The sequence below is a fragment of the Janthinobacterium woesei genome (assembly GCF_051380875.1).
Classification (GTDB): Bacteria; Pseudomonadota; Gammaproteobacteria; order Burkholderiales; family Burkholderiaceae_D; genus Janthinobacterium.
On sequence record NZ_JBNYXW010000014.1, the window covers coordinates 33,345 to 59,055 of the forward strand.

The 25,711-nt window shown below is 62.9% G+C and carries 19 protein-coding genes; 12 read left to right on the forward strand and 7 right to left on the reverse strand.

Going from position 1 to position 25,711, the window contains the following annotated elements:
- Positions 1 to 22: 22 nt before the first annotated feature.
- The 4 genes from ACQ4W6_RS17140 to ACQ4W6_RS17155 all read right to left on the reverse strand — a co-directional run bounded on the left by ACQ4W6_RS17140 (position 23) and on the right by ACQ4W6_RS17155 (position 4,187).
- Positions 23 to 436 carry an acyl-CoA thioesterase gene (locus tag ACQ4W6_RS17140; RefSeq protein ID WP_436568377.1) on the reverse strand — a complete coding sequence of 138 codons (414 nt, stop codon included), beginning with the start codon at positions 434 to 436 and terminating at the stop codon, positions 23 to 25.
- A gap of 84 nt (positions 437 to 520) precedes the next feature.
- Positions 521 to 1,864 carry an MFS transporter gene (locus tag ACQ4W6_RS17145; protein ID WP_436568378.1) on the reverse strand — a complete coding sequence of 448 codons (1,344 nt, stop codon included), beginning with the start codon at positions 1,862 to 1,864 and terminating at the stop codon, positions 521 to 523.
- Between the two features lie 192 nt (positions 1,865 to 2,056).
- Complete coding sequence (locus tag ACQ4W6_RS17150; protein WP_436568379.1) at positions 2,057 to 3,001, reverse strand: LysR family transcriptional regulator; 945 nt, start codon at positions 2,999 to 3,001, stop codon at positions 2,057 to 2,059.
- A 64-nt stretch (positions 3,002 to 3,065) separates the two neighbouring features.
- On the reverse strand, positions 3,066 to 4,187 hold the full coding sequence (locus tag ACQ4W6_RS17155; RefSeq protein ID WP_436568380.1) for a metallophosphoesterase: 1,122 nt from the start codon (positions 4,185 to 4,187) through the stop codon (positions 3,066 to 3,068).
- Positions 4,188 to 4,497: 310 nt separating this feature from the next.
- Here ACQ4W6_RS17155 and ACQ4W6_RS17160 point away from each other — a divergent pair, with 310 nt between their 5' ends.
- From ACQ4W6_RS17160 to ACQ4W6_RS17175, 4 genes are all read left to right on the forward strand, one after another.
- Positions 4,498 to 4,911, forward strand: a complete 414-nt coding sequence (locus ACQ4W6_RS17160; RefSeq protein WP_436568381.1) for a hemerythrin domain-containing protein — start codon at positions 4,498 to 4,500, stop codon at positions 4,909 to 4,911.
- Positions 4,912 to 4,943: 32 nt separating this feature from the next.
- Positions 4,944 to 6,125 carry an NO-inducible flavohemoprotein gene (hmpA, locus tag ACQ4W6_RS17165; RefSeq protein WP_436568382.1) on the forward strand — a complete coding sequence of 394 codons (1,182 nt, stop codon included), beginning with the start codon at positions 4,944 to 4,946 and terminating at the stop codon, positions 6,123 to 6,125.
- A gap of 131 nt (positions 6,126 to 6,256) precedes the next feature.
- Positions 6,257 to 6,565 (forward strand): DUF485 domain-containing protein, encoded by a 309-nt coding sequence (locus tag ACQ4W6_RS17170; protein WP_436568383.1) that lies wholly within the window; start codon positions 6,257 to 6,259, stop codon positions 6,563 to 6,565.
- Entirely contained in the window at positions 6,562 to 8,268 is a 1,707-nt protein-coding gene (locus ACQ4W6_RS17175) for a cation acetate symporter (protein ID WP_436568384.1), read from the forward strand. The genes ACQ4W6_RS17170 and ACQ4W6_RS17175 overlap by 4 nt, the downstream gene beginning before the upstream one ends.
- 68 nt (positions 8,269 to 8,336) lie before the next feature.
- Here the strand turns inward: ACQ4W6_RS17175 and ACQ4W6_RS17180 are convergent, their stop codons facing one another.
- A complete protein-coding gene (locus tag ACQ4W6_RS17180) occupies positions 8,337 to 8,792 on the reverse strand; it encodes an RrF2 family transcriptional regulator (protein ID WP_436568385.1) in 456 nt (151 codons plus the stop codon).
- 362 nt (positions 8,793 to 9,154) lie between these two features.
- Here ACQ4W6_RS17180 and ppc point away from each other — a divergent pair, with 362 nt between their 5' ends.
- From ppc to ACQ4W6_RS17210, 6 genes are all read left to right on the forward strand, one after another.
- On the forward strand, positions 9,155 to 11,908 hold the full coding sequence (gene ppc, locus ACQ4W6_RS17185; RefSeq protein ID WP_436568386.1) for a phosphoenolpyruvate carboxylase: 2,754 nt from the start codon (positions 9,155 to 9,157) through the stop codon (positions 11,906 to 11,908).
- 32 nt (positions 11,909 to 11,940) lie between these two features.
- Complete coding sequence (gene gap / locus ACQ4W6_RS17190) at positions 11,941 to 12,951, forward strand: type I glyceraldehyde-3-phosphate dehydrogenase (protein WP_436568387.1); 1,011 nt, start codon at positions 11,941 to 11,943, stop codon at positions 12,949 to 12,951.
- 101 nt (positions 12,952 to 13,052) lie between these two features.
- Positions 13,053 to 14,513, forward strand: coding sequence for a pyruvate kinase (gene pyk, locus ACQ4W6_RS17195; protein ID WP_436568388.1), 1,461 nt, complete (start codon positions 13,053 to 13,055; stop codon positions 14,511 to 14,513).
- Positions 14,514 to 14,670: 157 nt separating this feature from the next.
- Positions 14,671 to 15,240: a (2Fe-2S)-binding protein gene (locus ACQ4W6_RS17200; RefSeq protein WP_436568389.1), complete on the forward strand. Its 570-nt coding sequence runs from the start codon at positions 14,671 to 14,673 to the stop codon at positions 15,238 to 15,240.
- On the forward strand, positions 15,237 to 16,289 hold the full coding sequence (locus ACQ4W6_RS17205; RefSeq protein WP_436568390.1) for an FAD binding domain-containing protein: 1,053 nt from the start codon (positions 15,237 to 15,239) through the stop codon (positions 16,287 to 16,289). The genes ACQ4W6_RS17200 and ACQ4W6_RS17205 overlap by 4 nt, the downstream gene beginning before the upstream one ends.
- Positions 16,286 to 18,577 (forward strand): xanthine dehydrogenase family protein molybdopterin-binding subunit, encoded by a 2,292-nt coding sequence (locus tag ACQ4W6_RS17210; RefSeq protein ID WP_436568391.1) that lies wholly within the window; start codon positions 16,286 to 16,288, stop codon positions 18,575 to 18,577. The genes ACQ4W6_RS17205 and ACQ4W6_RS17210 overlap by 4 nt, the downstream gene beginning before the upstream one ends.
- 167 nt (positions 18,578 to 18,744) lie before the next feature.
- Here ACQ4W6_RS17210 and ACQ4W6_RS17215 read toward each other — a convergent pair whose 3' ends face one another.
- Positions 18,745 to 19,005: a hypothetical protein gene (locus tag ACQ4W6_RS17215; protein ID WP_436568392.1), complete on the reverse strand. Its 261-nt coding sequence runs from the start codon at positions 19,003 to 19,005 to the stop codon at positions 18,745 to 18,747.
- 82 nt (positions 19,006 to 19,087) lie between these two features.
- Here ACQ4W6_RS17215 and ACQ4W6_RS17220 point away from each other — a divergent pair, with 82 nt between their 5' ends.
- The gene (locus ACQ4W6_RS17220) at positions 19,088 to 22,813 is read left to right on the forward strand and encodes a PAS domain S-box protein (protein WP_436568393.1); all 3,726 of its coding nucleotides are present in this window, start codon (positions 19,088 to 19,090) and stop codon (positions 22,811 to 22,813) included.
- Positions 22,814 to 22,826: 13 nt separating this feature from the next.
- Entirely contained in the window at positions 22,827 to 23,822 is a 996-nt protein-coding gene (locus ACQ4W6_RS17225) for a response regulator (protein WP_436568394.1), read from the forward strand.
- A gap of 9 nt (positions 23,823 to 23,831) precedes the next feature.
- On the opposite strand, the gene ACQ4W6_RS17230 is transcribed toward ACQ4W6_RS17225, so the two are convergent.
- Positions 23,832 to 25,697, reverse strand: a complete 1,866-nt coding sequence (locus ACQ4W6_RS17230) for an esterase/lipase family protein (RefSeq protein ID WP_436568395.1) — start codon at positions 25,695 to 25,697, stop codon at positions 23,832 to 23,834.
- Between the last annotated feature and the right edge of the window lie 14 nt (positions 25,698 to 25,711).

Genomic DNA, 25,711 nt, shown 5'->3' on the forward strand with positions numbered 1-25,711 from the left:
TGGTCTCCTGAGTGTAGTGCTGTTACTGTGCCGGCGATTGAAATTGTTGGATGGCTGAGCGCAGCTCGGGCGGAAACGGCACCGAGCGCAATTCGGCCAGCGATGTGTGGACCACCTTCAAGGTAGCGCGCACGCATTCGCGGCCATCCTTGTGGGCGCTGACTTTGATCGTGAGCGAGCTATTGCCGAGCTGTTTGACTTCGAGGCGCATGTCGAGCAGGCTGCCCATCGAATTGGGCGCCATGAATTCGCATTCGAGCTTGACGATCGGCAGTCCCATCTTGCGATGCAGGATGAAATCGGCATAATCGCCGCCCAAGCCTTCGTTGAACCAGTCTTCCATCAGTTCATGGAAGAGTATCAAGTACTGGGGGAAGAAGACGATCCCGGCAGGATCGCAATGCTGGAAACGCACCAGCTTTTCTTTATGGAACATGGCATGCCTCGATAGTGTTGATGACCAGGAAGACCTCCTGGCCATGCGGGAAGAAAGGGTGTCAGCGGGTTACTGGCGGCGCACTCAGGTCTTGCTGCCGGCAACCTTGCCGACGCGCAGCGCGGCGGCCGGCAGCGCCACCAAGGCCAGCACCGCGCCGGCGCACAGCACGGCGCTCATGAAGTACAGGCCGTAGGTCAGGCTGCCCGTGTAGCTTTTGACGATGCCGATCAAGGTCGGGCTGACGAAGCCGCCCAGGGCCCCGATCGAACTGATCAACGCAATGCCCGGCGCCCGCGTCTTGTGGCTCAGGTACGTGGGCGGCACGGCCCAGAACACGGCTGCCGAGCCCATGATGCCGAAGGCGGCGAGCGACAGCATGATCAGCGACAGCGTCAGCGAGGCCGGCAGCAGGGTGCTGGCGGACAGGGCGAGGGCGCCGGCGATGCTGGGCAGCGCGATGTGCAGCCGGCGTTCGCGGTAAGCATCGGAGCTGCGCGACAGCAGCAGCATGCCGAGGGCGCCGAAGACATACGGGATCAGCGACAGCGTGCCGATGTGCCCCACGTCAGTCACGCCCAGCGATTTGATGATGGTCGGCAGCCAGAAACTGAAGGTGTAGACGCCGCAAAAGTTGCTGAAGAAAATCAGACCCAGTACATATACGCGCTTGTCTGTAAACGCGTCTTTCAGGCGGCCATGGCCCTTGCCGGCAGGCTGGTCTGCCGCCAGCGAGGCGGCGACCAACTGTTTTTGCGCCGTGCTGAGCCAGGGGGCGTCTTGCGGTCCGTTGGACGACAGGCAATACCAGACGATGCCGAAGGCAACCGATGGCAAGCCTTCCAGCAGGAACAGCCATTGCCAGCCGCCGAGGCCGGAGACGCCATTCATGTGGCTGAGGATCCAGCCGGAGAGAGGGCCGCCCAGCACGCCGGCGACTGGCAGCGAGAACAGGAACAGGCCCGTGATCTTGGCGCGCCGCGCGCTGGGATACCAGTAGCTCAGGTAAAGTATGACGCCTGGGAAAAACCCCGCCTCGAAGATGCCGAGCAGGAAGCGCAGCGCATAGAATTGCAGGGGCGTTTGCACGAACATCATGGCCGCCGAGGTCAGGCCCCACAGCACCATGATGCGCAAGAAGGTGAGCCGCGCGCCGATGCGCTCGAACAGCATGTTGCTGGGCACTTCCATTAGCAGGTAACTGATGAAAAAAACGCCAGCGCCGACGCCGTACACGATGTCCGAGAAGCCCAGCGCGCTTTGCATTTGTAGCTGGGCATAACCGACGTTGATGCGGTCCAGGTACGCGAGCAAGTAGGCAATGAACACGAGCGGAATGATGCGCCGCGTAATCAGTGAAAAAGTGGCATTTTCAGGGTCGGCCGCCAACTGGCGGGTATCGGCCACATGCGAGGGGGAATTGATCACGTCTTGTCTCCTGTGGCGCGCAGGCGCCACACTGTCTCCAATGGGATGGGCGCTAGCCATTGCTGGTATTTTTCTTGCCGGCGCACATGGATGGTGCCGGCGCTGGGGCCGGTCGTTTCTTGTTGTGTCCAGTATGGGCAGGAGGGCGCACGCCGTCCATAAAGCCCGCTCTATGGGGCTTATCGAATTTTTCTATACTGGTTTGGCGACGTGCGGGGTATCCTCGCCGAGCCGTGCTGCCGGCGAGCGTTCCAGGAACAGTTCAGTCAGTTGCGTGCGCAGCCAGCGGTGCGCTGCGTCATGGTGGTTGCGTTCGTGCCAGTGCTGCTTGATCTGATAGTCGGGAATGGCGAAAGGCAGGGGAAATTGCCGCACCAGCGCATCATCGCCGACGAGGTCCGCCTGGCGTTGCGGCACGGTTGCCAGCAAGTCAGTCTTGCCGATGATGCTGGCCAGGCCCAGGTAGCTGGGCACTTCGAGCACGATATGGCGCTGGCCGTGGCCCTGCAGCATGCGTTCGACTACCGCGTGGCCGGTGCCGGAAGTGCTCACCAGCACATGGCCCTCGCCCAGGTAATCGCCGATGGATGGCTGTGGCGGCATGCGGGGATGGTCGAGCGCCACCAGCCCGACATAACGCTGGGTGAGCAATTTTTGCTGGTAGAAGCCGGCATCGAGCTGCGGCATGAAGCCCACGGCCAGGTCGGTATCGCCCGATTCGAGCATGTCGGCCGTGTGTTCGTTGATCGGCACGATGCGTATGGCCACGCCAGGTGCCATGCTGCGCAGGCGCGTCAGCAGGCCGGGCAGCAGGACAATCTGGCTCAGGTCCGTCATGGCGATGCGGAAGGTCTGCCGGGACAGGGCAGGGTCGAAGGCATTGCGCTGCCTCGCAACGGTATCGAACGCAGCCAGCATGCCGACGGCGCTGGCGTGCAGTGCGGTGGCAAATGCGGTCGGTTCCATGCCTGCCGGCGAACGCACGAACAGGGGGTTCTGGTAATGTTCGCGCAGCTTGGCGAGATTGAATGACACGGTCGGTTGCGACAGGCCAAGGCTGAGCGCTGCCTGCGAGACGCTGCGCAAGGTATAGATCGCCACGAATACGTGGAGATCCTTGATATCGATCTGTTGCATCCGATGTGGTCGCGGCGCGCTCTGGCCAAGTTGAACGTCAGCCATCATACACCGCCATTGACACTCATGCCGCCACCAGTCTCAAGCGCGTAATCTCTGCCGGCGCGCCGATGCGTTTCGGCGGGCCCCAGTAGCCGGTGCCGCGGCTGACGTAAATCCACAGTTTGCCGCGCCGGTGCAGGCCGGCCACGTAGGGCTGCTGCAGCGGCACGAACAGGTTCCATGGCCAGAACTGGCCGCCGTGCGTGTGGCCCGACAGCTGCAGGTCGTAGCTGGCCGCTTCTGCCTCGGGCGCGCTGCGCGGCTGGTGCGCCAGAAGGATACGTGGAATGCCGATAGGCGCGCCGGCGATGGCGCCTTGCGGGTCGCTGCGTTGATCGGGATCAAAGGAGGCCGCGTTGTAGTCGGTCACGCCGGCCAGCGCCAAACGCGCGCCGTCGTGTTCAAGCACGGTGTGTTCGTTCATCAGCACGCGCAGGCCCAGGCGGCGAAATTCCGCCACCCATGGCGCGGCGCCCGAATAGTATTCGTGGTTGCCCGTCACCAGGAAGACGCCGTGCCGCGCCTTTAAAACGCCCAAGGGGGATGTATGCGCGCCCAGTTGCGCCACCGTGCCGTCGACCACGTCGCCCGTGATGGCGATGATGTCTGCCTGCAGGCCGTTGGCGCGCGCCACGATGGCCTCCACGTAGGCCCGCTTGATGGTGGCGCCCACGTGGATGTCGCTCAGCTGCACGATGGTGAAGTTGTGCAGGGCGGCCGGTAGGCCCGCAATCGGCACCGTCACCTCGCGCACGCGCGCCACGCGGCGGGCGTTGATGAAGCCGACAACGGTGGCCAGCAGCGCCAGGAGCAAAACGGTCACGGCGGACACCTGCGCGTGCGCTCGCGCAACTGGTATGAGCATCAGCAGTTCGCGCAGCACGGCCAGCACGAACAGCGAGGAAAAAAAGCCCATGCACAGCGAGCCGGCCCAGCTCAGGCGGTCTGCCAGGCGCCCATCGCCGGTGACTGTGCGCGCGAAGATCGTCATTGGTATCAGCATGGTCGAGGCCAGCAAGACCAGGCCGCCGAGCAGCCAGCCGGCCTCGCCGATGGGCAGCGATGGCAGCAGCAGCCAGCCCAGCAGGGCGTGCAGGGCGCCCAGTATCACGGTGATGCGCAGCAGTGGCGTGCGGGTTTTCATGTCATGGATCCAGGAAGGTAGCGCCAGGCAGGCGGAAGCGATGCGCGCAACACGGTCATCCTGCGGCGGCCTTTGAAAAAGGTGCAGCAGCACCATTGCGCATTGTTTGTTGCGGCAATTGCGCATGCCAGGTGGCCCGAAATTGCGGCGATTCGCACGGCCCGATTATAGCCGAAGCATTATTGCGTGCAGTTGTCCAGCATTGCCAGTCCTGTCATGCCGGCACGCCTTAAAGATGTATATGATTTGCATGTTTAAGCGAATTCCGCTACACTGGCATCACGCAACAAGAGAGCAAGAAAAGAACGCCATGAATATCGACAAATTCAAACAGCAGCACCTGGCCATCCTGGCCGCCATTGATGATTTGCGCCAGCTGGCGCGCGGCGGTGTCGCAGTGCAGGCGCCGGCGATTGCCAGCCAGATCATCGCCATGAGCGGCTTGATCAAGCTGCACCTGGCTGTCGAGCAGCGCTATCTGTATCCGGCCGCGCAGGCATGCGGCGTGGCCAGCGTGGCCCAGCTGGGGCGCCAATACGAAAGCGAGATGCACGGCATCGCCGGCGCCTACCTGGAATTTGCCGGCCGCTGGAACAGCCCCGTGCGCCTGGAAGCCGCGCCCGAAGCCTTCCGCAGCGAAGCCAATAGCGTGCTGCACGCGCTGTACCAGCGCATGCGGCGCGAAGACCACGATCTTTATCCCGCCATTGAATCTTTGGCGTAACTGAATATTTTCACCTGACACAGGAGTTACACATGCTGACCCAAGCACAACGCGCCATCATCACCGCCACCGTCCCCATCCTCGAGCAGGGCGGCGAGACGCTGACCCGCCATTTCTACAAGAACCTGTTCCGCGACCATCCCGAAGTGCTGCCGTACTTTAACCAGGCGCACCAGCATAGCGGCGAGCAGCAGCGCGCGCTGGCCAATGGCGTGTTGATGTATGCCAAACATATCGACAAGCTCGATGCGCTGGGCGACCTGGTCGCAACTATCGTCAACAAGCATGTGGCCCTGCAAATCCGCGCCGAACACTATCCGCTGGTGGGTGCCAGCCTGCTGCAGGCGATTCGCGAAGTGCTGGGCGCGGAAGTGGCCAGCGACGCCGTCATCGACGCCTGGGGCGCGGCCTACGGCCAGCTGGCCGACATCCTGGCCGGCGAGGAAGGGCGCATCTATAAAGAGAAAGCACAGGCGCCAGGCGGCTGGAGCGGCGCGCGCGACTTTATCGTGCAAGGCAAGGTCGTGGAAAGCGAAGAGATCACCTCCTTTTTGATGGCGCCCGCCGATGGCCAGGCCGTGCTGGACTTCGCGCCAGGTCAATATATCGGCGTGGTGGCCACCGTCGATGGCGTGCCCATGCGCCGCCAGTATTCGCTGTCGGCCGCCAGCAATGGCCAGACTTACCGCATCAGCGTCAAGCGCGAGCAAGGCGGCAAGGTCTCCAATTACTTCCACGACCAGGTGCAGGCGGGCGGCACCGTGCAGCTGACGCCGCCATCGGGCGACTTCGTGCTGCATGACAGCGACAAGCCGCTGGTGCTGATCAGCGGTGGCGTGGGCATCACGCCGACCCTGGCCATGCTGACGGCAGCTTTGCGCGGCAAGCGTCCCGTGCATTTCATCCACGCGGCGCGCCACCAGGGCGTGCATGCATTCCGCGCGCAGATCGACGAACTGGCCGCGCAGCATCCGCAACTCAAGCGCTATTACTGCTACGCGGAACATGGCGGCGAACAGGGCGCGCCCGATGCGGTCGGCCTGCTGAATAAAGAGAGCCTGAATAATTGGCTGCCCGTATCGCGCGACGTCGATGCGTATTTCCTGGGACCGCAGCCCTTCATGCGCGCCGTCAAGCAATATCTGCGCGAACTGGGCGTGCCCGAGCAGCAGACGCATCATGAATTCTTCGGACCTGCTGCCGCATTGAACTGACGTTGTTTCCTGTATGCATTGTGTTGGCCTTGCGAGAAATACGCCCGCCGTAAGGGGCGGGTAAGCCTCGCCCTGTACTGTGAATCCAAGCTCAAAAAAGAGCAGGCTTTTACATAACAGGAGGCAACACAATGCATGACGATTTAGTTCAAAAAATCAAGAGCGATCCCAACTATCATCAGCTGGTCAAGGTGCGCTCGCGCTTCGGCTGGGCGCTGACGGGCCTGATGATGCTGGTGTATTACGGCTACATCCTGTTGATTGCTTTCAATAAAGAATTTCTTGCCACCAAAACCGGTGATGGCGTGATGACTTGGGGCATGCCGATCGGTTTGTTCGTCATCCTGTTTACCGTGCTCGTGACCGGCATCTATGTGCGCCGCGCCAACAAGCAGTACGACGAGCTGACCCAGGCCATCCATGCGCGGGTGCAGGCATGAACGGCGCCACATTGATCCAGCGCAAACGCTCCGGCTTGGCAGCCTTGGCCGCCTTGACCGCTTTGACATTACTGGCTGCTGGCGCCAGCAGCAGCGTGTTCGCTGCCGGCCCGGACCTGGGTCAGGTGCAGCAACAGCCCACCAACTGGACGGCGATCAGCATGTTCGCCGCCTTCGTCATCTTTACCCTGTTCATCACCAAGTGGGCGGCTGCGAAGACCAAGTCGGCTTCCGATTTCTACACGGCCGGCGGCGGCATCACAGGCTTCCAGAATGGCCTGGCCATTGCCGGTGACTTCATGTCGGCCGCATCCTTCCTCGGCATTTCCGCCGCGGTGTTCCTGAATGGCTACGATGGCCTGATCTACGCCATCGGCTTCCTGGTGGGCTGGCCCATCATTACCTTCTTGATGGCCGAGCGCCTGCGCAACCTGGGCCGCTACACCTTTGCCGACGTGGCTGCCTACCGCTTCAAGCAGGCGCCGATCCGCATTTTCTCGGCCTCCGGCACCCTGGTCGTCGTGGCCTTTTACCTGATCGCGCAGATGGTCGGCGCGGGCCAGCTGATCAAGCTGCTGTTCGGCCTGGAATACTGGATCGCCGTCGTGCTGGTCGGTACCCTGATGATGATTTACGTGCTGTTTGGCGGCATGACGGCCACCACCTGGGTGCAGATCATCAAGGCGGTGATGCTGCTGGGCGGTGCCAGCTTCATGGCCATTGCCGTGCTGGCACAATTTAATTTCAGCCCGGAAGCGCTGTTTGCCAAGTCCGTGGAAGTGCATGCCACCAAGGAAGCCATCATGGGCCCAGGCAGCTTCATCAAGGACCCGATCTCGGCCATTTCCTTCGGCATGGCGCTGATGTTCGGTACGGCCGGCCTGCCGCACATCCTGATGCGTTTCTTCACCGTGCCAAATGCCAAGGAAGCGCGCAAATCCGTGTTCTGGGCCACCACCTGGATCGCTTACTTCTACATCCTGACCTTCATCATCGGTTTTGGCGCCATCGTGCTGGTGAGCACCAATCCTGAGTTCAAGGATGCTGCCGGCAAATTGCTGGGCGGTAACAACATGGCGGCCGTGCATCTGGCCAAGGCCGTGGGCGGCGACGTTTTCCTCGGCTTCATGTCGGCCGTGGCGTTTGCCACCATCCTGGCCGTCGTCGCTGGCCTGACCCTGTCGGGCGCTTCGGCCGTCTCGCATGACTTGTATGCCACTGTGTTCAAGAAGGGCAAGGCGACGGGCGCGAACGAACTGAAGGTCTCGCGCGTGACCACCATCGTGCTGGGCATCATTGCCGTGGTACTGGGCATCGTGTTCGAGAAGCAAAACATCGCCTTCATGGTCTCGCTGGCCTTTGCCATTGCCGCCTCGGCCAACTTCCCCGTACTGTTCATGTCGGTGCTGTGGAAGGATTGCACCACGCGGGGCGCCACCATCGGCGGCTTCATGGGCTTGATCACGGCGGTGGGCCTGACGGTCGTGTCGAAGTCCGTGTGGGTCGACGTGCTGGGCCATGGCGAAGCGCTGTTCCCGTACGCTTCGCCGGCGCTGTTCTCGATGACGGCAGGTTTTGTCGGTATCTGGCTGTTCTCGGTGCTCGATCGCAGCCCCCGTGCGCGCATCGACCGTGCCGGTTACGAAGCGCAGCAGATGCGTTCGGAAACGGGCATCGGCGCCGCTGGCGCCAGCGCGCATTGATCTGATTCGTCGCTGTTAAAAAACACAATGCCCGGTTCGCCGGGCATTGTTGTTTTTGGCGACAGCGTTTACTTTTTTAGGTGCAAGGGAATGACGCCTGCCGCCAGCGCTGGCGCGTTCTGGACCGGTGCCAGGATCGATGCCAGGGTCACGCTATCGAGCACGGCCAGGAATGCCCCCGTGGCCTGGCCCAGCTTGGCCTTCAGCTGGCAATCCGGCGTCAGCGGACAGGTATTGTTGTCTGTATTAAAGCATTCCGCCATGAAAAAATCGTTTTCCGTTTCGCGCACCACGGTGCCGATATTGATCTCGGCCGGGTCGCGCGCCAGGCGCAGGCCGCCGTTGCGTCCGCGCACGGTTTCCACGATGCCGGACAAGCCCAGCTGATGCACCACCTTCATCAAGTGATTTTTCGAGATGGAATGCAAGTCGGCAATGTCCTGGATGGTCACGAGCCGGTCGCGGTGCGCGCCCAGGTACATCAAGGTGCGCAGGGTATAGTCGGTGTAAGCAGTCAGTCGCATCGGAAGTGGAATAGGTAAAGATGTGGAATACATGCTTGTTTCAAGCCGCCAGCATACAGGAGAGCGCCTAGCCAGAGCCAGCGCATTGCGCATTGCGGCGTCACATTTCCGCCGCTAAAGACAAAAGTTGGTTGCCTTTCATTCAAATGCGTAGTAAATTTTCATATTATTGACCCAATAAACAGCTTGTACGCCCTGAAAAGCCCTTTGAGCATGGATTTGATTGATTAAAATCAAGAGGATGGTGAAACAATAAGGTAAATTTACTACAAATTGGACGATGGGCGTTTCCCGAGCCGGGGAACGCGTACTACACAATCTGTGCGGTGCCAGCACTGTGGCCGCCCCAGGAAATGAATACCATGCAAATGAATGAAGTGAAAGACGAGCTGCTGAGCAGCGATATCCGCCAATTGGGCCGTCTGCTGGGCGACGCCATCCGCAATCACCTGGGCGATCCTGCTTTTGAGCGCATCGAACACGTGCGCCAGCTGGCCATCCGTTTCCGCCGCGACAATGACCAGGCTGCCCGCGTGCAACTGTCGGACGCGCTGCAAGCGCTGTCGCAGGAGGAAACCACCCAATTGATACGCGCCTTCAGTTATTTCTCGCTGTTGGCCAATATTGCTGAAGATCAACATCACATCCGTCGTACGCGCGCCCATTTGATCGCCGGTTCGCCGCCGCGCCAGGGTAGCCTCAGCCATGCGGTGGGCAATGTGCTCGACGCCGGCCAGGCCGATGCGCTCGAAGCGTTCTTTGACGATGCGTTTGTCAGCCCCGTCTTCACGGCCCATCCGACCGAAGTGCAGCGCAAGAGCATCCAGAATTGCCAGATGGCGATCGCGCGCCTGTTGAGCGAGCGCGACCGCGTGCAAATGACGCCCGAGGAAGCCGAGCAGAACGAAGAAGCGCTGGGGCGCGGCATCGTCACCCTGTGGCAGACGCGCTTGTTGCGTACGAGCAAACTGTCCGTCATGGATGAAGTGGCCAATGGCCTGTCGTTCTACGACCACACGATCTTGCGCGAACTGCCCAAATTGTATTCCTCGCTGGAAACCATGCTGGCCCAGCGCGATGCTCGCTGGGAAGATGTGGAATTGCCCAATTTCATGAAAGTAGGCAGCTGGATCGGCGGCGACCGGGATGGTAATCCTTTCGTCACGGCCGAGATCCTGCGCAGCACCCTGCAAGCGCAGGCCGACAAGGTGCTCGACTTTTACCTGGGCGAATTGCGCAAGCTCGCTTCGCAACTGTCGCTGGCGCAAATATTGAACGCCTGCAGCGAACCGCTGCGCGCGCTGGCCGAACGCTCGGCCGATGCCTCGCCACACCGGGTCGACGAGCCGTACCGCCGCGCCCTGCATGGCATCCACGCGCGCCTCGATGCTACGCGTGTCGTTCTTGCAGGCAAGGGCAAGCAGGCCGACAACGTGCAGCCGTATGCTTCGGCCTTTGAACTGCTGGCCGACCTGGACGTGGTGCAGCATTCGCTGGTCAGCAATGGCTTGCGCGCGCTGGCACGGGGCCGTTTGCGCCAGCTGCGCCGCGCCGTCAAGGTCTTCGGCTTCTCGCTGGCGCCGCTCGATTTGCGGCAGAATTCCGACGTGCACGAGCGCGTCGTGGGTGAACTGTTTGCCGGCGTGCAGCCTAGCCTGGTCTACACGGACCTGGACGAAGAGCAGCGCATCGCCTTGCTGCTGGCCGAGCTGGACTCGCCGCGCCTGTTGACCTCGCCGTATGCGCAGTATTCCGAGGAAACCACGTCCGAGCTCGACATTTTCCGCGCCGTGCGCGAAGCCCACGTCAAGTACGGCCGCGAATCGGTGCCGAACTGCATCATTTCGAAGGCGGCCAGCGTCTCGGACTTGCTGGAAGTGGCCTTGCTGCTGAAAGAAGTGGGCTTGCTGCGCCAGGACAGCCTGGAAGTGGACGTCAACATCATCCCCCTGTTTGAAACCATCGACGACTTGCGCGCCGGGCCCGCCATCATGGCGCGCGCGTTCGGCTTGCCGTTCTACCGCGGCTTGCTCGCTTCGCGCGGCGACCAGCAGGAAGTCATGCTCGGTTATTCGGACAGCAACAAGGACGGCGGCTTTTTGACGTCCGGCTGGGAACTCTACAAGGCCGAGATCGAACTGGTGACGGTTTTCAAGCAGCATCAGATCAAGCTGCGATTGTTCCACGGCCGCGGCGGCTCCGTCGGTCGCGGCGGCGGCCCCAGCTACGAAGCCATCCTGGCCCAGCCAGCGGGCGCCGTGCAAGGGCAAATCCGCTTGACGGAGCAGGGCGAAGTCATCACGGCCAAGTATGCCAACCCGGAAGTGGGGCGGCGCAACCTGGAAGTGCTGGTCGCTGCCACCATCCAGTCGACCCTGCTGCCGCAAGCGCAGCTGCAGCCGAGCGCCTCGGCTGGCGCCGGCCACCTGGCTGCCATGGAAGAGCTGTCTGGCACGGCACTGAACGCCTACCGCGACCTGGTGTACGGTACGGACGGTTTTGAGCAGTACTTCTGGGAATCGACGGTGATTGCGGAAATTGCCGCGCTGAACATCGGCAGCCGCCCCGCCTCGCGCAAGAAATCGACCTCGATCGAGGATTTGCGCGCCATTCCCTGGGTCTTGAGCTGGGCGCAATGCCGTTTGATGCTGCCGGGCTGGTTCGGTTTTGGTTCCGCCGTGCAAGCTTACCTGGCCGCCCATCCTGCCGGCGGCGCAGACGTGCTGCGCGGCATGTACACGGACTGGCCATTCTTCACCTCCCTGCTGTCGAACATGGATATGGTCCTGGCCAAGAGCGACATCGCCATTGCCGGCAAGTATGCCGAACTGGTCAAGGACAAGGCCCTGCGCGACGCCATCTTCACGCGCATCCGCGCCGAATACGCGGCCACGCTGGAAGCCTTGAAGCTGATCACGGGCCAGGAAGAGTTGCAACAAGCCAACCCGCTGATGCAGCGGTCTATCCGCAACCGTTTCCCGTATATCGACCCGCTGAACCACGTGCAGGTGGAGCTGCTGCAGCGTTTCCGCGAAGGAAAACAGGATGCGGCGGCCCGCACGGGCATTCATTTGTCGATCAATGGGATTGCGGCGGGTTTGAGAAATAGTGGTTGATTGACTCATTCAAACAAAATAAAGGAGATAGCATGACCATCAAAGTTGCCATCAATGGCTATGGCCGCATCGGCCGCAATGTCTTGCGCGCGTTTTATGAAGGCGGCAAGCAGCAAGATATCGAGATCGTCGCCATCAATGACCTGGGCGACGCCAAGTCGAACGCCCATTTGACGCGCTACGACACGGTGCACGGCAAGTTCCCCGGCGTCGTCACCATCGATGGCGACAACATGGTCGTCAATGGCGACCGCATCCGCGTGTTTGCGCAGCGCGACCCGGCCCTGATTGCCTGGGGCGAGTTGAAAGTCGACGTGGTGCTGGAATGCACGGGTTTCTTCACCACCAAGGAAAAGGCTTCGGCCCACCTGAAGGGCGGGGCGAAAAAGGTCATCATTTCGGCGCCGGGCGGCAAGGATGTGGACGCCACTATCGTGTTTGGCGTCAACCAGCACGTGCTGAAAGCATCGGACACCGTCATTTCGAACGCTTCGTGCACGACGAATTGCCTGGCGCCACTGGTCAAACCCCTCAACGACGCCATCGGCATCGAATCGGGCCTGATGACCACCGTGCACGCCTACACGAACGACCAGGTACTGTCCGACGTGATGCATGAAGACTTGCGCCGCGCCCGTTCGGCCACGCATTCGATGATCCCCACCAAGACGGGCGCGGCCGCTGCCGTGGGCCTGGTCTTGCCGGAATTGAATGGCAAGCTGGACGGTTTCGCCGTGCGCGTACCGACGATTAACGTGTCCCTGGTCGACCTGACTTTCATCGCCAAACGCGATACCACGGTGGAAGAGGTGAACGGCTTGCTGAAAGCGGCGTCGGAAGGCGCCTTGGCCGGTATTTTGACGTACCAGACGGAACCGCTCGTATCGATCGATTTCAACCACAACCCGGCTTCGTCGAACTTTGATTCGACCCTGACCAAGGTATCGGGCCGCCTCGTCAAAGTGTCGTCGTGGTACGACAACGAGTGGGGTTTCTCGAACCGCATGTTAGATACCACGGTCGCCCTGATGGCGGCCAAGTAACAAGGCTTTACCACACAGGTTTCACCGCTGATCCAGCGTACCAGGACGGCCGGCCCACAAGGCTGGCCCTTGTAGCAACTCATCATAGAAAGCAGCACACCATGACCATGCAAGTACAAAAACGCGCGACCAAGATCGTCGCCACCATCGGCCCCGCGTCGAACGATATCGATACCCTGGTGCGCATGTTCAAGGCCGGCGTCGACGTCGTGCGCCTGAACTTCTCGCATGGCAAGGCGCAAGACCATATCGACCGCGCCCGCATGGTGCGCGAAGCAGCAGCCCTGTGCGGCCGCGAAGTGGCCATCATGGCTGACTTGCAAGGCCCGAAGATTCGCGTCGGCAAGTTTGAAGAAGGCAAGATCTTCCTGGAAAACGGCGCCCAATTCATCCTCGACGCGAAGTGGGGCGAAAAGGGCGAACTGGGCAACATCGAGCGCTGCGGTCTCGACTACAAGGAGTTGCCGCGCGACTTGCGCGCCGCTGACGTACTGTTGCTCAATGACGGCTTGATCGTTTTGACGGTGGACAAGGTCATCGGCAGTGAAATCCACACCACCGTCAAGATCGGCGGCGAATTGTCGAACAACAAGGGCATCAACCGCCAGGGCGGCGGCCTGTCGGCGCCTGCCTTGACGGCGAAAGACATGGAAGACGTGAAAACGGCGATGAGCTTCCAGGCCGATTACGTGGCCGTGTCGTTCCCGAAAAACGCCACCGACATGGTCATGGCGCGCCAGCTGGCCAATATCGCCGGCGAAGCGTGGGACCACAAGCCGATGATGATCGCCAAGATCGAGCGCGCGGAAGCCATTCCTGCGCTGCAAGAAATTCTCGATGCCTCCGACGGCATCATGGTGGCGCGTGGCGACCTGGCCGTGGAAGTGGGCAACGCGGCCGTGCCGGCCTTGCAGAAACGCATGATCAAAATGGCACGCGCCTCGAACAAGCTAGCCATTACCGCCACGCAGATGATGGAATCGATGATCGTCAACGCCGTGCCGACCCGCGCGGAGGTATCCGACGTGGCCAATGCCGTGCTCGACGGCACGGATGCCGTGATGACGTCGGCGGAAACGGCTTCGGGCCGCTATCCGATCGAAACCGTGGAAGCCATGGCCGCCATCTGCCTGGACGCGGAAAAATGGGATACCTGCAAGCTCGATGCCGATTTCCTCAATGCCACGTTTTCGCGCATCGACCAGTCGATCGCCTACGGCGCACTGTTTACCGCCCATCACCTGCGCGTGAAAGCCATCGCCACCCTGACGGAATCGGGCTCCACCGCGTTGTGGATGAGCCGTTGCAACATCGATATCCCCATCGTCGCGCTGACGCCAAGCGTGGGCACGCGCCGCAAGCTGGCCCTGTACCGCAACGTCAGCACCCTGGAACTGACGTCCGGCACCGACCGCGACAAGGTCTTGCAGCAGGCCGAAGACTTGCTGGTAGAACATAAAGTCGTGGCCAAGGGCGATACCGTGGTGCTGACCTGGGGCGAGCCGATGGGCAAGGTGGGCGGCACGAATGCCCTGAAAATCATGAAGATCGGCCAGAACTAAGGGTTGTATTAAGGGTTGTACTCAGCGTTGTACGTGGGTGGAGGCCTTGCTGGCCTCTGCCATGCCCCTTCAATTTGCCCTATGTGCGCAAGCGCATATACCTGCCGCTCCCACAATCTTAAAATTCAGGCATCCCCATCGCTCTTAAGGGCTTGCCATGCATATCCATCCGCCCGCCACGCCGCTTGCCGCCAGCGCACGAGCGTCCATCCCCTTGTACCCCCTGTCTGTGCATATCAATGGCGTGCAGCAACACTTGTATGTGGAAGCCTGGGTCAGCCTGCTCGACTTGCTGCGCGATCGGCTGATGCTGACCGGCACCAAGAAGGGCTGCGACCATGGCCAGTGCGGCGCCTGCACGGTGCTGGTCGACGGCAAGCGCATCAACGCCTGCCTGACCCTGGCCCTCATGCAGGAGGGGCGTAGTATCAACACCGTGGAAGGGCTGGCCGATTCCGCCGTGTTGCATCCGCTGCAACGGGCCTTCATTGCGCATGACGCCTTCCAGTGCGGTTATTGCACGCCGGGCCAGCTGTGCTCTGGCGTCGGCATGATCGCCGAAGGCCAGGCGCACACGCGCGCGCAAGTGCGCGAACTGATGAGTGGCAATCTGTGCCGCTGCGGCGCCTATCGGCAAATCGTTGCGGCGCTGGCCGAAGTGATGCAGTTGCCACCCGACAATGAGGACGGCAGCGTGCAAGCGCCTGCCGGCAAGGTGAGCGCATGAACCCCCTGTCCTTTGTCGTGCCGCTTGACGTGGCCGCTGCGCTGGCGCAGATCCGGGCCGAAGGCGCGCGCTTTATCGCCGGCGGCACCAACCTGGTCGATTTGATGAAGGAACGGGTGATGCTGCCGCGGCGCCTGGTCGATATCAATCACCTGGCCCTCGATACCATCGAAGTAGAGGCGGACGGCGGCCTGTCGCTGGGCGCACTGGCGCGCAATGCGGCCACCGCCTATCATCCGCTGGTGCTGGAGCGTTATCCGTTGCTGAGCGCGGCCATCCTGGCAGGCGCCTCGCCGCAGATACGCAATATGGCGACGAATGGCGGCAACCTGCTGCAGCGCACGCGCTGCCATTATTTTTACGATGTGGGCGTGCCATGCAACAAGCGCGAGCCGGGCAGCGGCTGTCCCGCCATCGGCGGCCTGTCGCGCCAGCATGCCATTCTGGGCGCCAGCGTCGCCTGTATCGCCACGCATCCCTCGGACATGTGCGTGGCGCTGGCGGCACTGGAGGCGGTGGTGCACGTGGCCTCGCAGTCGGGTGAGCGCAGCATTGCCTTTGCCGACCTGCACCGCCTGCCGGGCGACCAGCCGCACGTCGATACCAGCGTGGCGCCCGATGAATTGATTACGCGCATCGTGCTGCCGCCAGCGGACCGCTTTGCCGGCCACAGTGTCTATTTGAAGTTGCGCGAGCGTGCCTCGTATGCGTTTGCGCTGGTGTCGGTGGCTGTCATGCTCGACATCGGCGACGATGGCGTGATCCGCGAGGCCCGGCTGGCGCTGGGCGGGGTGGCGCACAAGCCCTGGCGCGTGCCCGAGGCCGAAGCGCTGCTGCAGGGCGCGGCGCCCGATGCGGGCCGCTTCGCCGCCTGTGCCGCGCGCCTGCTGGCTGGCGCACAGGGGCAGGGCGGCAATGACTTCAAGATCGTCATGGCAAGCCGCGCCATCGTGCGTGCGCTGGCCATGGCGGTGGCGGGCACGCGCAGCAATACGGCGCAGGCCGGTAATGTGCCCGGCAGCGCCCTGGCGGCAAGGGGAGCGGCATGAGCGCCCTGATTCCGGCGCTGCGCACGCCCGTGGCCGATGCCGGCACCGGTTATGTGCAAACGGGCACGCCTGTCGCGCGCATCGACGGACGCGACAAAGTCACGGGCGCGGCCCGCTATGCGGCCGACTATGCCGATGAAGCGCAAGACGGGCTGCTGCACGGGGTAATCGTCAATAGCAGCATCGCCAGGGGCCGCATCACGCAGATCGATACGGCGCAGGCGCTGGCCCAGCCTGGCGTGCTCGACGTCGTCACGCACCTGAACCGGCCAAAGATCCGCACCTTCGACCTGTTCTACAAAGACATGACGGCACCCGCCGGCGCCCCGTTCCGGCCTCTGTACGATGAGCGCATCGTCTGCAATGGCCAGCCCGTGGCGCTGGTGGTGGCGCAAACGTTCGAGGCGGCACGCCACGCCGCCGCCCTGGTGCGGGTGGACTACGAGCAGGAGGCGCATGAAACGGGCTTGCTGGCGCACCTGGCGCGGCGCCGCCAGCCCAGCCGGCTGAAAGCGGGCTATGCGCCGCCACCGGACGAGAAAGGCCACGCCGAGCAGGCCTGGCAGGATGCCGCCGTGAAGGTCGATGCGCAGTATGTCAGCGGCGTGGAACACCACAATCCTATGGAAATGTTCGCCTCCACCGTCATCCGTGGCGCCGATGGCCACCTGACCATCTATGACAAGACGCAAAGTTCGCAGAACAGCCGCTGGTATGTGTCGCGCGTCTTTGGCCTGGGCAAATCGAAGGTCACGGTGCGCAATCCCTATGTGGGTGGCGCGTTTGGCGCCGGCTTGCGGCCGCAGTACCAGTTGCCGCTGGCCGTGATGGCAGCGCTCAGGCTGGAACGCTCGGTGCGCGTGGTCATGACGCGCCAGCAGATGTTCACCTTCGGCCACCGTCCGGAAACCTGGCAGCGCGTCAAGCTGGCGGCCAGCCCTGACGGCCTGCTGCGCGCCATTATCCACGAGGCGGTGGCGGAAACCTCGCGCTTCGAAGATTACGTGGAAAAAGTCGTCAACTGGTCGGGCCAGCTGTATGCCTGCGAGAACATCCGCCTGTCTTATCAACTGGTAGGGCTGGACCAGTACAGCCCCATGGATATGCGCGCGCCGGGCGCCGCGCACGGCGTGCATGCGCTGGAAGTAGCGATGGATGAGCTGTCATACGCGCTGGGCATGGATCCGCTGGCCCTGCGACTGAAAAATTATGCGCAGCGCAATCCTGCTGACGATCTGCCGTATTCGACGAAAGAACTGCGTGCCTGCTACGCGCAGGGTGCCGCGCGTTTCGGCTGGGAAGGGCGGCCACTGGCGCCGCGCAGCCGCAAGGAGGGCAATGAGTGGGTGGGCTGGGGCATGGCCAGCGGTATCTGGGACGCCATGCAGATGTTTGCCCGCGCCAGCGCCGTGCTGTACGCCGATGGGCGCCTGCTGGTCAGCAGTGCGGCCAGCGACATCGGCACGGGCACATACACGGTGATGGCCACCATTGCTGCCGAGGAACTGGGATTGCCGCTCGAACAGGTGGCTTTCCAGCTCGGCGACTCGACCCTGCCGGTGGCGCCGGTCGAAGGCGGCTCCTCGCACGTGGCCACAGTGGGCTCTGCCGTACACGGCGCCTGCCAGAAACTGAAAAAGCAGCTGTTCAAGCTGGCCAGGGGCATGGCGAATTCTCCGTTTCCCGATGCCAGTTTTGCCGAGGTGGAATTCGTCGAGGGCCAAGTGCGCTTGCGCCGCGAACGCCACAGTGGCATTGCGCTTACGGCCGTGCTGGCGGCGGCCGGCAAGGCCAGCATCGCCGAAAAGTACCTGTTGCTGCCAAATGTGCTCAAGCAAAGAAAATATGCGCGCGCCGTGCATTCGGCCGTGTTTTGCGAAGTGCGCGTGGACGAAGAACTGGGCACGGTGCGCGTCACGCGCGTGGTCAGCGCCGTGGCGGCGGGCCGCATCATGAACACGAAAACGGCCGCCAGCCAGGTCAGCGGCGCCGTGGTGTGGGGCATCAGTGCCGCCCTGCACGAAGAGACCCAGATGGACCACGCTTTCGGCCGCTTCATGAATCACAGCCTGGCCGAGTATCACGTGGCCGTCAATGCCGATATCCACGCTATCGAGGTGCTCTTCGTGGAAGAGGACGACCGCATCGTCAGCAGCCTGGGCGCCAAGGGCGTAGGGGAAATCGGCATCGTCGGCGTGGCGGCAGCCGTGAGCAACGCCATCTATCATGCGACGGGGCGCCGCCTGCGCAGCACGCCGATGACGCCGGACAAGGTGATGGCCGATTAGCGCGCTGTGCTGCTGACGCTGCCGCCTCGTCCATTGTCGCCTCCATTGACGGTGCGCGTGGCAACGCTGCTGCACGCCACGCGCGTAGATTTCCCCTGATCCGCGTGGTGGGCGCGGCTTGGCCCCGGGCCTGGACGGGCGCTGTCGCATCGCCGCCGCAGTATCTGTTATTTTTGATAATAGTATTGCTGAAGTCCTATGAATATTTTTGTAAAGCAACTATACTCATCGCTCTTTAAAAAATCATCGTCACGCTGGTGGCCAGCTATCCGCGCCAGAGTTCGACCGCTTTGCGTTTTTTCTGTCTGAAAAAGCATCTTTCCCCCGCGCGGCAGGCGCGGGCGTGATGACCGAGTCTTGCCCTGGTCGACCCGTACCGTTGTTATTTCCGCTGTGTTGCCGCTTTGATCAAAGTGTGGCGCCGGCATGCGCTACGCCGTCATGTTTTTGCGACGCCAGGTTTTACTCTATTTCACTCTCTCTATTTCACTTTCTCTATGTCACGCCAGTATGCTTAGTTCCATGTTTGCCGCCGCTACCGATACGCTGCCCTATATTTATGGCACGCACAATGTCTGGCTGGTGCTGTTTTCCATCGGCATTGCCATCTTTGCCTCCTTCATGGCCCTGCAGATCGCCGGCATGGCGCGCAGCAGCGAACGCGGCTTCCAGCGCCAGACGGCCATTGTCACGGGCGCCATCGCGCTGGGCGGCGGCATCTGGTCGATGCACTTCATCGGCATGCTGGCTTTCGACATCTGCACGCGCGTGTCCTTCGATCCCAGCCTGACCCTGCTGTCCATGCTGCCCGGCGTGGCGGCCTCGTGGGTAGCGCTGCATCTGCTGGCGCGTCCGCACATCAACTGGCGGCAGCTGGTGGTGGGTGGCGTACTGGTCGGCGTGGGCATCGGTTCCATGCATTACAGCGGCATGGCTGCCATGCAAACCTCGCTGACCCTGCATTACCAGCCCTGGCTGTTTGCCTTGTCCCTGCTGGTCGCTGTCGTCATGGCCATGCTGGCGCTGTGGATACGCTTCGGCCTGCACGCATGGCGCCAGCGCCTCAGTCCCTTGGCATCGTTGCTGGTCAGCAGCGTGGTGATGGGCCTGGCCATTTCCGGCATGCATTACACGGGCATGCTGGCGGCGCGCTTTTCCGGCACGCCCACGCTTGGCGACAACACCATTACCGTACAGGCCTCGTTCGTGGCCATGGCCGTGGCCCTGATCACCGTCACCCTGACCGTCTTCGTGGCCGCCGCGAATGGCTTGCTGCGCTACCGCCAGCTGCTGCGCCATGCCAGCGCCAGCGAATCGCGCCTGCGCGCCATCGTCGACACGGCCGCCGATGGCTTGATCACGATCGACGGCGAGGGCAAGGTGCGTTCCTTCAATCCGGCCGCCGAAGCCCTGTTTGGCTGGCGCGAAGCCGATATCGTGGGACGCGACGCCAGCGTGCTGCTGCAGCCGGTCGACGCAGCCCACTACCAGGGCTATCTGCGCGACTACCTGCAAACGGGCGCCTCGCGCATCCTCGCCAGCGGGCGCGAACTGGAAGGCCGGCACCGCGATGGCGCCGTGCTGCCGATGCGCGTGGCCATCGGCAAGATCGACACGCCGGGCCAACCGCTGTTCGTCGCGTTCGTCACCGACATGCGCTCCTCGCGCAATATGGAGCAGGCGCTCAAAGACAGCGAGCGCCAGTACCGCACTCTGATCCGCAATATCCCGGGCGTCTCTTTCCACTGCAGCTACGCGCCCGAGTGGCAGATGATTTTCATCAGCGACGCCGTCTTCAACCTGACGGGCTGGATGCCGCAGGACTTCATCGAGGGCCGCGTCAGCGTCTTTGAGCTGGTGCATCCGGACGACCGCCAGCGCGTCAACGACACCTGCGTGCAGGCGGCGAATGAACAGCGCGACTTCGAGAACGTCTACCGCATGCTGCATCGCGACGGGCGCGAGCGCTGGGTGCGCGAAAGCAGCGGCCCCGTGCTGAATAACGACGGCGTGGTGCGCTGGATCGACGGCGTCATCCTCGACATCACGGAAAGCGAATTGCGCAATGCCGAATACGAAGGCAAGGTGACGGCCATTTCGCGCGCGCTGGCCGTGATCGAATTTGACTTGCAGGGACGTATCCTGGCGGCCAACCAGAACTTCCTCGACCTGGTCGGCTACCAGCTTGAGGATGTGCTGGGCCTGCATCACAGCATCTTTTGCGAAGGGGCCTATGTGACCTCGCCCGCCTATGCCACCTTCTGGCAGCAGCTGGCGCAAGGCCAATTCAATGCCGGCGAGTACAAGCGCATCGGCATGGCCGGCCGGGAAGTGTGGATACAGGCGTCGTATAACCCGATTTTTAATACGGACGGCAAGCCGTTCAAGGTGGTCAAGCTGGCCACCGATATCAGCGAGCGGCGCGCCATGCAGGAAAACCTGCGTGCGGCGAAAGACCGCGCCGAACTGGCAGCCGAATCGAAGACCAGCTTCCTGGCCAACATGAGCCACGAAATCCGCACGCCGATGAACGCCATCATCGGCTTTACGGAAGTGCTGCTGGGCACGCCCCTGGACAGCCTGCAGCGCCGCCATCTGGGCACGGTGCGCCAGTCGGCGCGCTCCCTGCTCGAATTGCTCAACGACATACTCGACACGGCCAAGCTGGAAAAGGGCGCCACCGAGCTCGAACTGGTGGACTTTTCGCTGCCCGACCTGGTTGACCATGTGGCGGCATCCCTGCGCATCTCGGCGCAGGCGCGCGACCTGGTGCTGCACGTCGACATCGACCCGGGCATGGGCCAGTTCTTCCTTGGCGACGCGCGCCGCGTGCAGCAGGTGCTGACGAACCTGATCGGCAATGCCGTCAAGTTCACGGAAGTGGGCCATGTGCGCGTGGCTGTCGACATGCAGGGCGCCAGCGTGCATATCGCCGTGCACGACACGGGCATCGGCATTCCCGAAGACCGCCTGGAGAAAATCTTCGCGCCGTTCACGCAAGCCGATTCTTCGATGAGCCGCCGCTTTGGCGGCACGGGGCTGGGCACGACGATTTCGCGCCAGCTGGTCGAGCTGATGGGCGGCACCATCACTGTGGACAGCACCCTGGGCGCGGGCAGCGTGTTCCACGTGCTGCTGCCGCTGGCGCCGGGCAAGGCCGTCTTGCGCCGCAGCGAGCAGCCGGTGGTGGCCTTGCCGCCGCTGCGTATCCTGGCCGCCGACGACGTGCCGCAGAATATCGAGCTGCTGCTGATCAGCCTGGGCGCGGCCGGGCACCAGGTGGTTGCCGCCAGCGACGGCGAGAGCGCCGTGCGCGAATTTAGCAGGGGCAGCTTCGACATCGTCCTGATGGACGTGCAGATGCCGCGCATGGATGGCCTGGAAGCGGCGCGCCTGATCCGCGTGCACGAGCGCGAGCAGGGCCTCAAGGCGACGCCCATCATCGCCCTGACGGCCAGCGTGCTGGAACAGGACCGGCGCGCCGCGCAAACGGCTGGCATGAACGGTTTCGCCTCGAAGCCGCTGGAAATGCACAAGCTGACGGCGGAAATCGCGCGCCTGCTCGATATCGCCGTCGCCATGCCGCCACCCGCGGCGGGTGCCGGTGCGGGTGCAGCTGCCCGCGCGGCGCCCGGCCAGGTCGATTGGCAGCGCGGCATCGCCCTGTGGGGCGGGCGCGACACCTTGCAGCGGGCCATCGCGCGCTTCGTCCAGGCCAACGGCGATTGCGCGGCGCTGCTGGCGGCCGAACTGGAACGCGGCGGCAGCAGCGTGGCGGGCCACTTGCTGCACCGGGTCAAGGGCGCCGCTGGCAATCTGTGCCTGGTGCAGCTCGAAAGCCTGCTTGGACGCATCGAGCAAGCCATCGCGCGCCAGCAGCCAGCAAGCGATTTGCTGGTGCAGCTGGCGGCCGCCTTCATGGCGCTTGCCGCGGAACTGGAGGCGGGCATTGGTGCGCCGCAGGCGCTGGCCGTCGAGGCGCTTGCCGCCACGGCGCCCCTCGACGGTCAAGCCGCCGGCACTTTGCTGCGGCAAGCCATCGCCAGCCTGGAAGGCGGCCAGCTCGATGAACCCCTGATGGCGCAGATCGCAGCCATGCTGGCGCCACACGGCCAGCAGCTGCGTTTGCAGGCGCTGGCCAGCGCCATCGACGACTTTGAATTCGCACGTGCCGTGGCCGTGCTGCGGCAACTGCTGGAGTGGCTGGAAGCCCGGACGCCGGCCGCATTTTCCTGATATTGGGCTTGAGATGACTTTACACGAAGACAAACCGATCCTGCTGCTGGTCGACGATGAAGCGACCAATTTGCAGGTGCTGCGCCAGATTTTGCAGGACGACTACCGCCTGCTGTATGCCAAAGACGGCGACAAGGCGCTGGAGCTGGCGCAAAGTAATCGCGTCGAACTGATCCTGCTCGACATCATGATGCCCGCCATGACGGGCTATGAAGTGTGCCGCCAGCTCAAAGCCATGCCGTCCACTGCCGCCATTCCCGTCATTTTCGTCACTGCCCTGTGCGACGTGAAGGACGAGGCGGACGGTTTCGAGGCAGGCGCCGTCGACTACATCACCAAGCCGGTCAGCCCACCCATCGTGCGCGCCCGTGTGCGCACGCATTTGTCGCTGGTCGATGCCGAGCAATTGCGCCGTTCGCGCCTGCAGGTGATCCAGACCCTGGGCCAGGCGGCCGAGTACAAGGACAACGAGACGGGCATGCATGTGATCCGCATGAGCTATTATGCGCGCCAACTGGCGCTGGCGGCCGGCTACAGCGCGGCCAGGGCGGAGGACTTGCTCAACGCGGCGCCCATGCACGACGTGGGCAAGATCGGCATCCCCGACGCCATTCTGCAAAAGCCCGGCAAGCTCGATGAAGAGGAGTGGAAGGTCATGCGCAGCCATGCGGAAATCGGCGCGGCCATCATCGGCGAGCATGCGGACGGCTTATTGAAAATGGCGCGCACCATCGCCCTCACGCACCATGAAAAATGGGATGGCAGCGGCTACCCGCATGGCTTGCAGGGTGAAGAGATTGCCCATGAAGGGCGCATCGTCGCCATCGCCGATGTGTTCGACGCGCTCACCAGCGAGCGTCCTTACAAGCGCGCCTGGAGCGTGGAGGAAGCCATCGCCACGATGCAGCGCGACAGTGGCACGCATTTTGATCCGCAACTGCTGGCGCTGTTCATCGCGCAGTTGCCAGCCATGCTGGAGATCAAGGACAAGTGGCGCGAGCCGGCGTGATGCCGCCGTTCAGTCGCTCTGGCGCAAAATGCGCCGTATCTCCAGGATCGCCTGCGGGCTTTCCTGTACGCTGTGCCATGAAGGGATGACTTTTTCCGCCAGCGCGCCATCGAGGTGGGCGCTGGCATACGGCACCACGCCGTCGCTGGAGTCCAGCAGCGGCAGGTCCGGCGTGTCGTTGCCCATGATGGAGTAGTAGCGCACGTTAGGACTGATCGGCAGGTCCGCCACCAGGCGCACGAACGGGTCCTTGTCGCTGAGGTTGTCGATGCTGTTGGGGATGCGCAGCGGCTCGCTGCTGCCCGTGTCGAGCTGCGCCAGGCTGCCGGCCGCGTCCGCCAATTGATCGAGCATGTTGATGGGCAGCGTGATCAGGTTGGCGATCCAGCGTGCCACCTTGTGGTTGGCGAACGAAGTGCCGCGGTGCGGCGCGGCGATGAAGATGGCGCGGTTCACCTGCGCCATGGCTGTAAAATGCAGGTAGGGCGCTAGTCCCGCGCGCACTTTTTCCGCCTTCTTGCCTTTTAAATTGTATTCTTCCGTGATGGCGTCGAGCAGCGTGTTGCTGGCGTTGGAGACCATCAGCCGCGCCAGCACGCCACCCATGCTGTGGCCGATCAAGACCATGTCGTTCGCGGCGGCGGCGCCGGCTTGCGGGTCGAAATGCGCCAGCGTGGCATCGAGCGCCTGGCGGATGGCCACATTGTTGGCCGCCAGCGGCGCGTTGCTGGGATAGTACACCTGCCAGATCTGGTAGCGCTGGCGCAACTGCTCGTCGCCCATCAGCTCATTGGCAACATTGATCCACGCTTCCGGGCTGCTGGCCAGGCCGTGCAGCATGACGATGGTGCGCTTGCGAGGATCATACGGCTGCATCAGGTGCACCTGCGGGCGCGAAATGCCGTCGGCGCGGCCGAACAGGGTGCGCAGCGCCTGCACGCCAAAGCCGGAACGGGCCAGCCACAAGCCATAGCCGGCCGTAAAATTGGCGGCCACGGGCAATTCCTGGCCCGCCATGCGCGTCGTTTCGCTGCGATACGGGTCAACCAGCATCACCAGCAACTGCTGCGTTGCCAATACTTCTTGCAGCGTGTTGCCGTCGAAACGGATCAGCGCCGTGACGACGGGAAAGCGTGTTTCCTGGTAGGGCGTTTGCGCGCCTTTGGCTTGCTGGACCTTCGGCATGACGGCCACCAGGTCGGCGCCGAAGCCATCGCGCCGGTAGACATTGCGCAGGCCGGAAAACGACAGCGAGGTGGCCGGCAGCAGTTCTTCGGGCAGGGCGCCATCGTGCGGCAGGCGCAATGCCGACAATTCGCTGTCGATTTGCCAGCCGGCGACGCGGATGACGCGGCCGTCCGGGCGGTATTCGCCGCGGTGACGGAACAGATTGCCGACGGCTTTTTGCACGGCGTAGTTATAGTAGTCGCGGATTTGCGTCTGGCGCTCTTCGAAGGCGCGCTGGCCCGGCGTGCGCGTGGTGTAGAACAGGTAGGCGTAGGCGTAGCGGGCCGATTCGAGCCAGGCGGCCAGCAGGTCGGTGCTGGCGTGGCCGCCCTGTTTTTCTTCGGCCAGCGCGCTTTCCAGCCATAGCTCCGAGAGCGTAGCCAGGCGCTGCTCGTCGCTGAGCAGCTCGGAGCGGGCCAGGTCGGCGCGGCAGCTGCCCGTATTGCTTTCGCAGGCGGCGATGTCGCTGCCGATGATGCGCAGCACTTCGCTGGCCGAGGCACTCAGCTTGCCCGTCGTCAGGATGTCGCCGCGCCGCTGCTGCAGGTAGTCGGCCGGCGAAATGGCGCTGACGGTGACGGCGGCGCAGCCGCTCAGGAGCGCTGCTGCGCAGACGAGAGCGCATAGGCGCAGGCGCCGCATCAGCATGCTTGTGCCGCGCC

Excerpts from the sequence above, each read along its gene's own strand:
- ACQ4W6_RS17140 (WP_436568377.1), bottom strand. The coding sequence starts at position 436 with ATGTTCCATAAAGAAAAGCTGGTGCGTTTCCAGCATTGCGATCCTGCC.
- ACQ4W6_RS17150 (WP_436568379.1), bottom strand. The coding sequence starts at position 3,001 with ATGCAACAGATCGATATCAAGGATCTCCACGTATTCGTGGCGATCTAT.
- ACQ4W6_RS17155 (WP_436568380.1), bottom strand. The coding sequence starts at position 4,187 with ATGAAAACCCGCACGCCACTGCTGCGCATCACCGTGATACTGGGCGCC.
- ACQ4W6_RS17160 (WP_436568381.1), top strand. The coding sequence starts at position 4,498 with ATGAATATCGACAAATTCAAACAGCAGCACCTGGCCATCCTGGCCGCC.
- hmpA (WP_436568382.1), top strand. The coding sequence starts at position 4,944 with ATGCTGACCCAAGCACAACGCGCCATCATCACCGCCACCGTCCCCATC.
- ACQ4W6_RS17170 (WP_436568383.1), top strand. The coding sequence starts at position 6,257 with ATGCATGACGATTTAGTTCAAAAAATCAAGAGCGATCCCAACTATCAT.
- ACQ4W6_RS17175 (WP_436568384.1), top strand. The coding sequence starts at position 6,562 with ATGAACGGCGCCACATTGATCCAGCGCAAACGCTCCGGCTTGGCAGCC.
- ACQ4W6_RS17180 (WP_436568385.1), bottom strand. The coding sequence starts at position 8,792 with ATGCGACTGACTGCTTACACCGACTATACCCTGCGCACCTTGATGTAC.
- ppc (WP_436568386.1), top strand. The coding sequence starts at position 9,155 with ATGCAAATGAATGAAGTGAAAGACGAGCTGCTGAGCAGCGATATCCGC.
- gap (WP_436568387.1), top strand. The coding sequence starts at position 11,941 with ATGACCATCAAAGTTGCCATCAATGGCTATGGCCGCATCGGCCGCAAT.
- pyk (WP_436568388.1), top strand. The coding sequence starts at position 13,053 with ATGACCATGCAAGTACAAAAACGCGCGACCAAGATCGTCGCCACCATC.
- ACQ4W6_RS17200 (WP_436568389.1), top strand. The coding sequence starts at position 14,671 with ATGCATATCCATCCGCCCGCCACGCCGCTTGCCGCCAGCGCACGAGCG.
- ACQ4W6_RS17205 (WP_436568390.1), top strand. The coding sequence starts at position 15,237 with ATGAACCCCCTGTCCTTTGTCGTGCCGCTTGACGTGGCCGCTGCGCTG.
- ACQ4W6_RS17210 (WP_436568391.1), top strand. The coding sequence starts at position 16,286 with ATGAGCGCCCTGATTCCGGCGCTGCGCACGCCCGTGGCCGATGCCGGC.
- ACQ4W6_RS17215 (WP_436568392.1), bottom strand. The coding sequence starts at position 19,005 with ATGCCGGCGCCACACTTTGATCAAAGCGGCAACACAGCGGAAATAACA.
- ACQ4W6_RS17220 (WP_436568393.1), top strand. The coding sequence starts at position 19,088 with ATGCTTAGTTCCATGTTTGCCGCCGCTACCGATACGCTGCCCTATATT.
- ACQ4W6_RS17225 (WP_436568394.1), top strand. The coding sequence starts at position 22,827 with ATGACTTTACACGAAGACAAACCGATCCTGCTGCTGGTCGACGATGAA.
- ACQ4W6_RS17230 (WP_436568395.1), bottom strand. The coding sequence starts at position 25,697 with ATGCTGATGCGGCGCCTGCGCCTATGCGCTCTCGTCTGCGCAGCAGCG.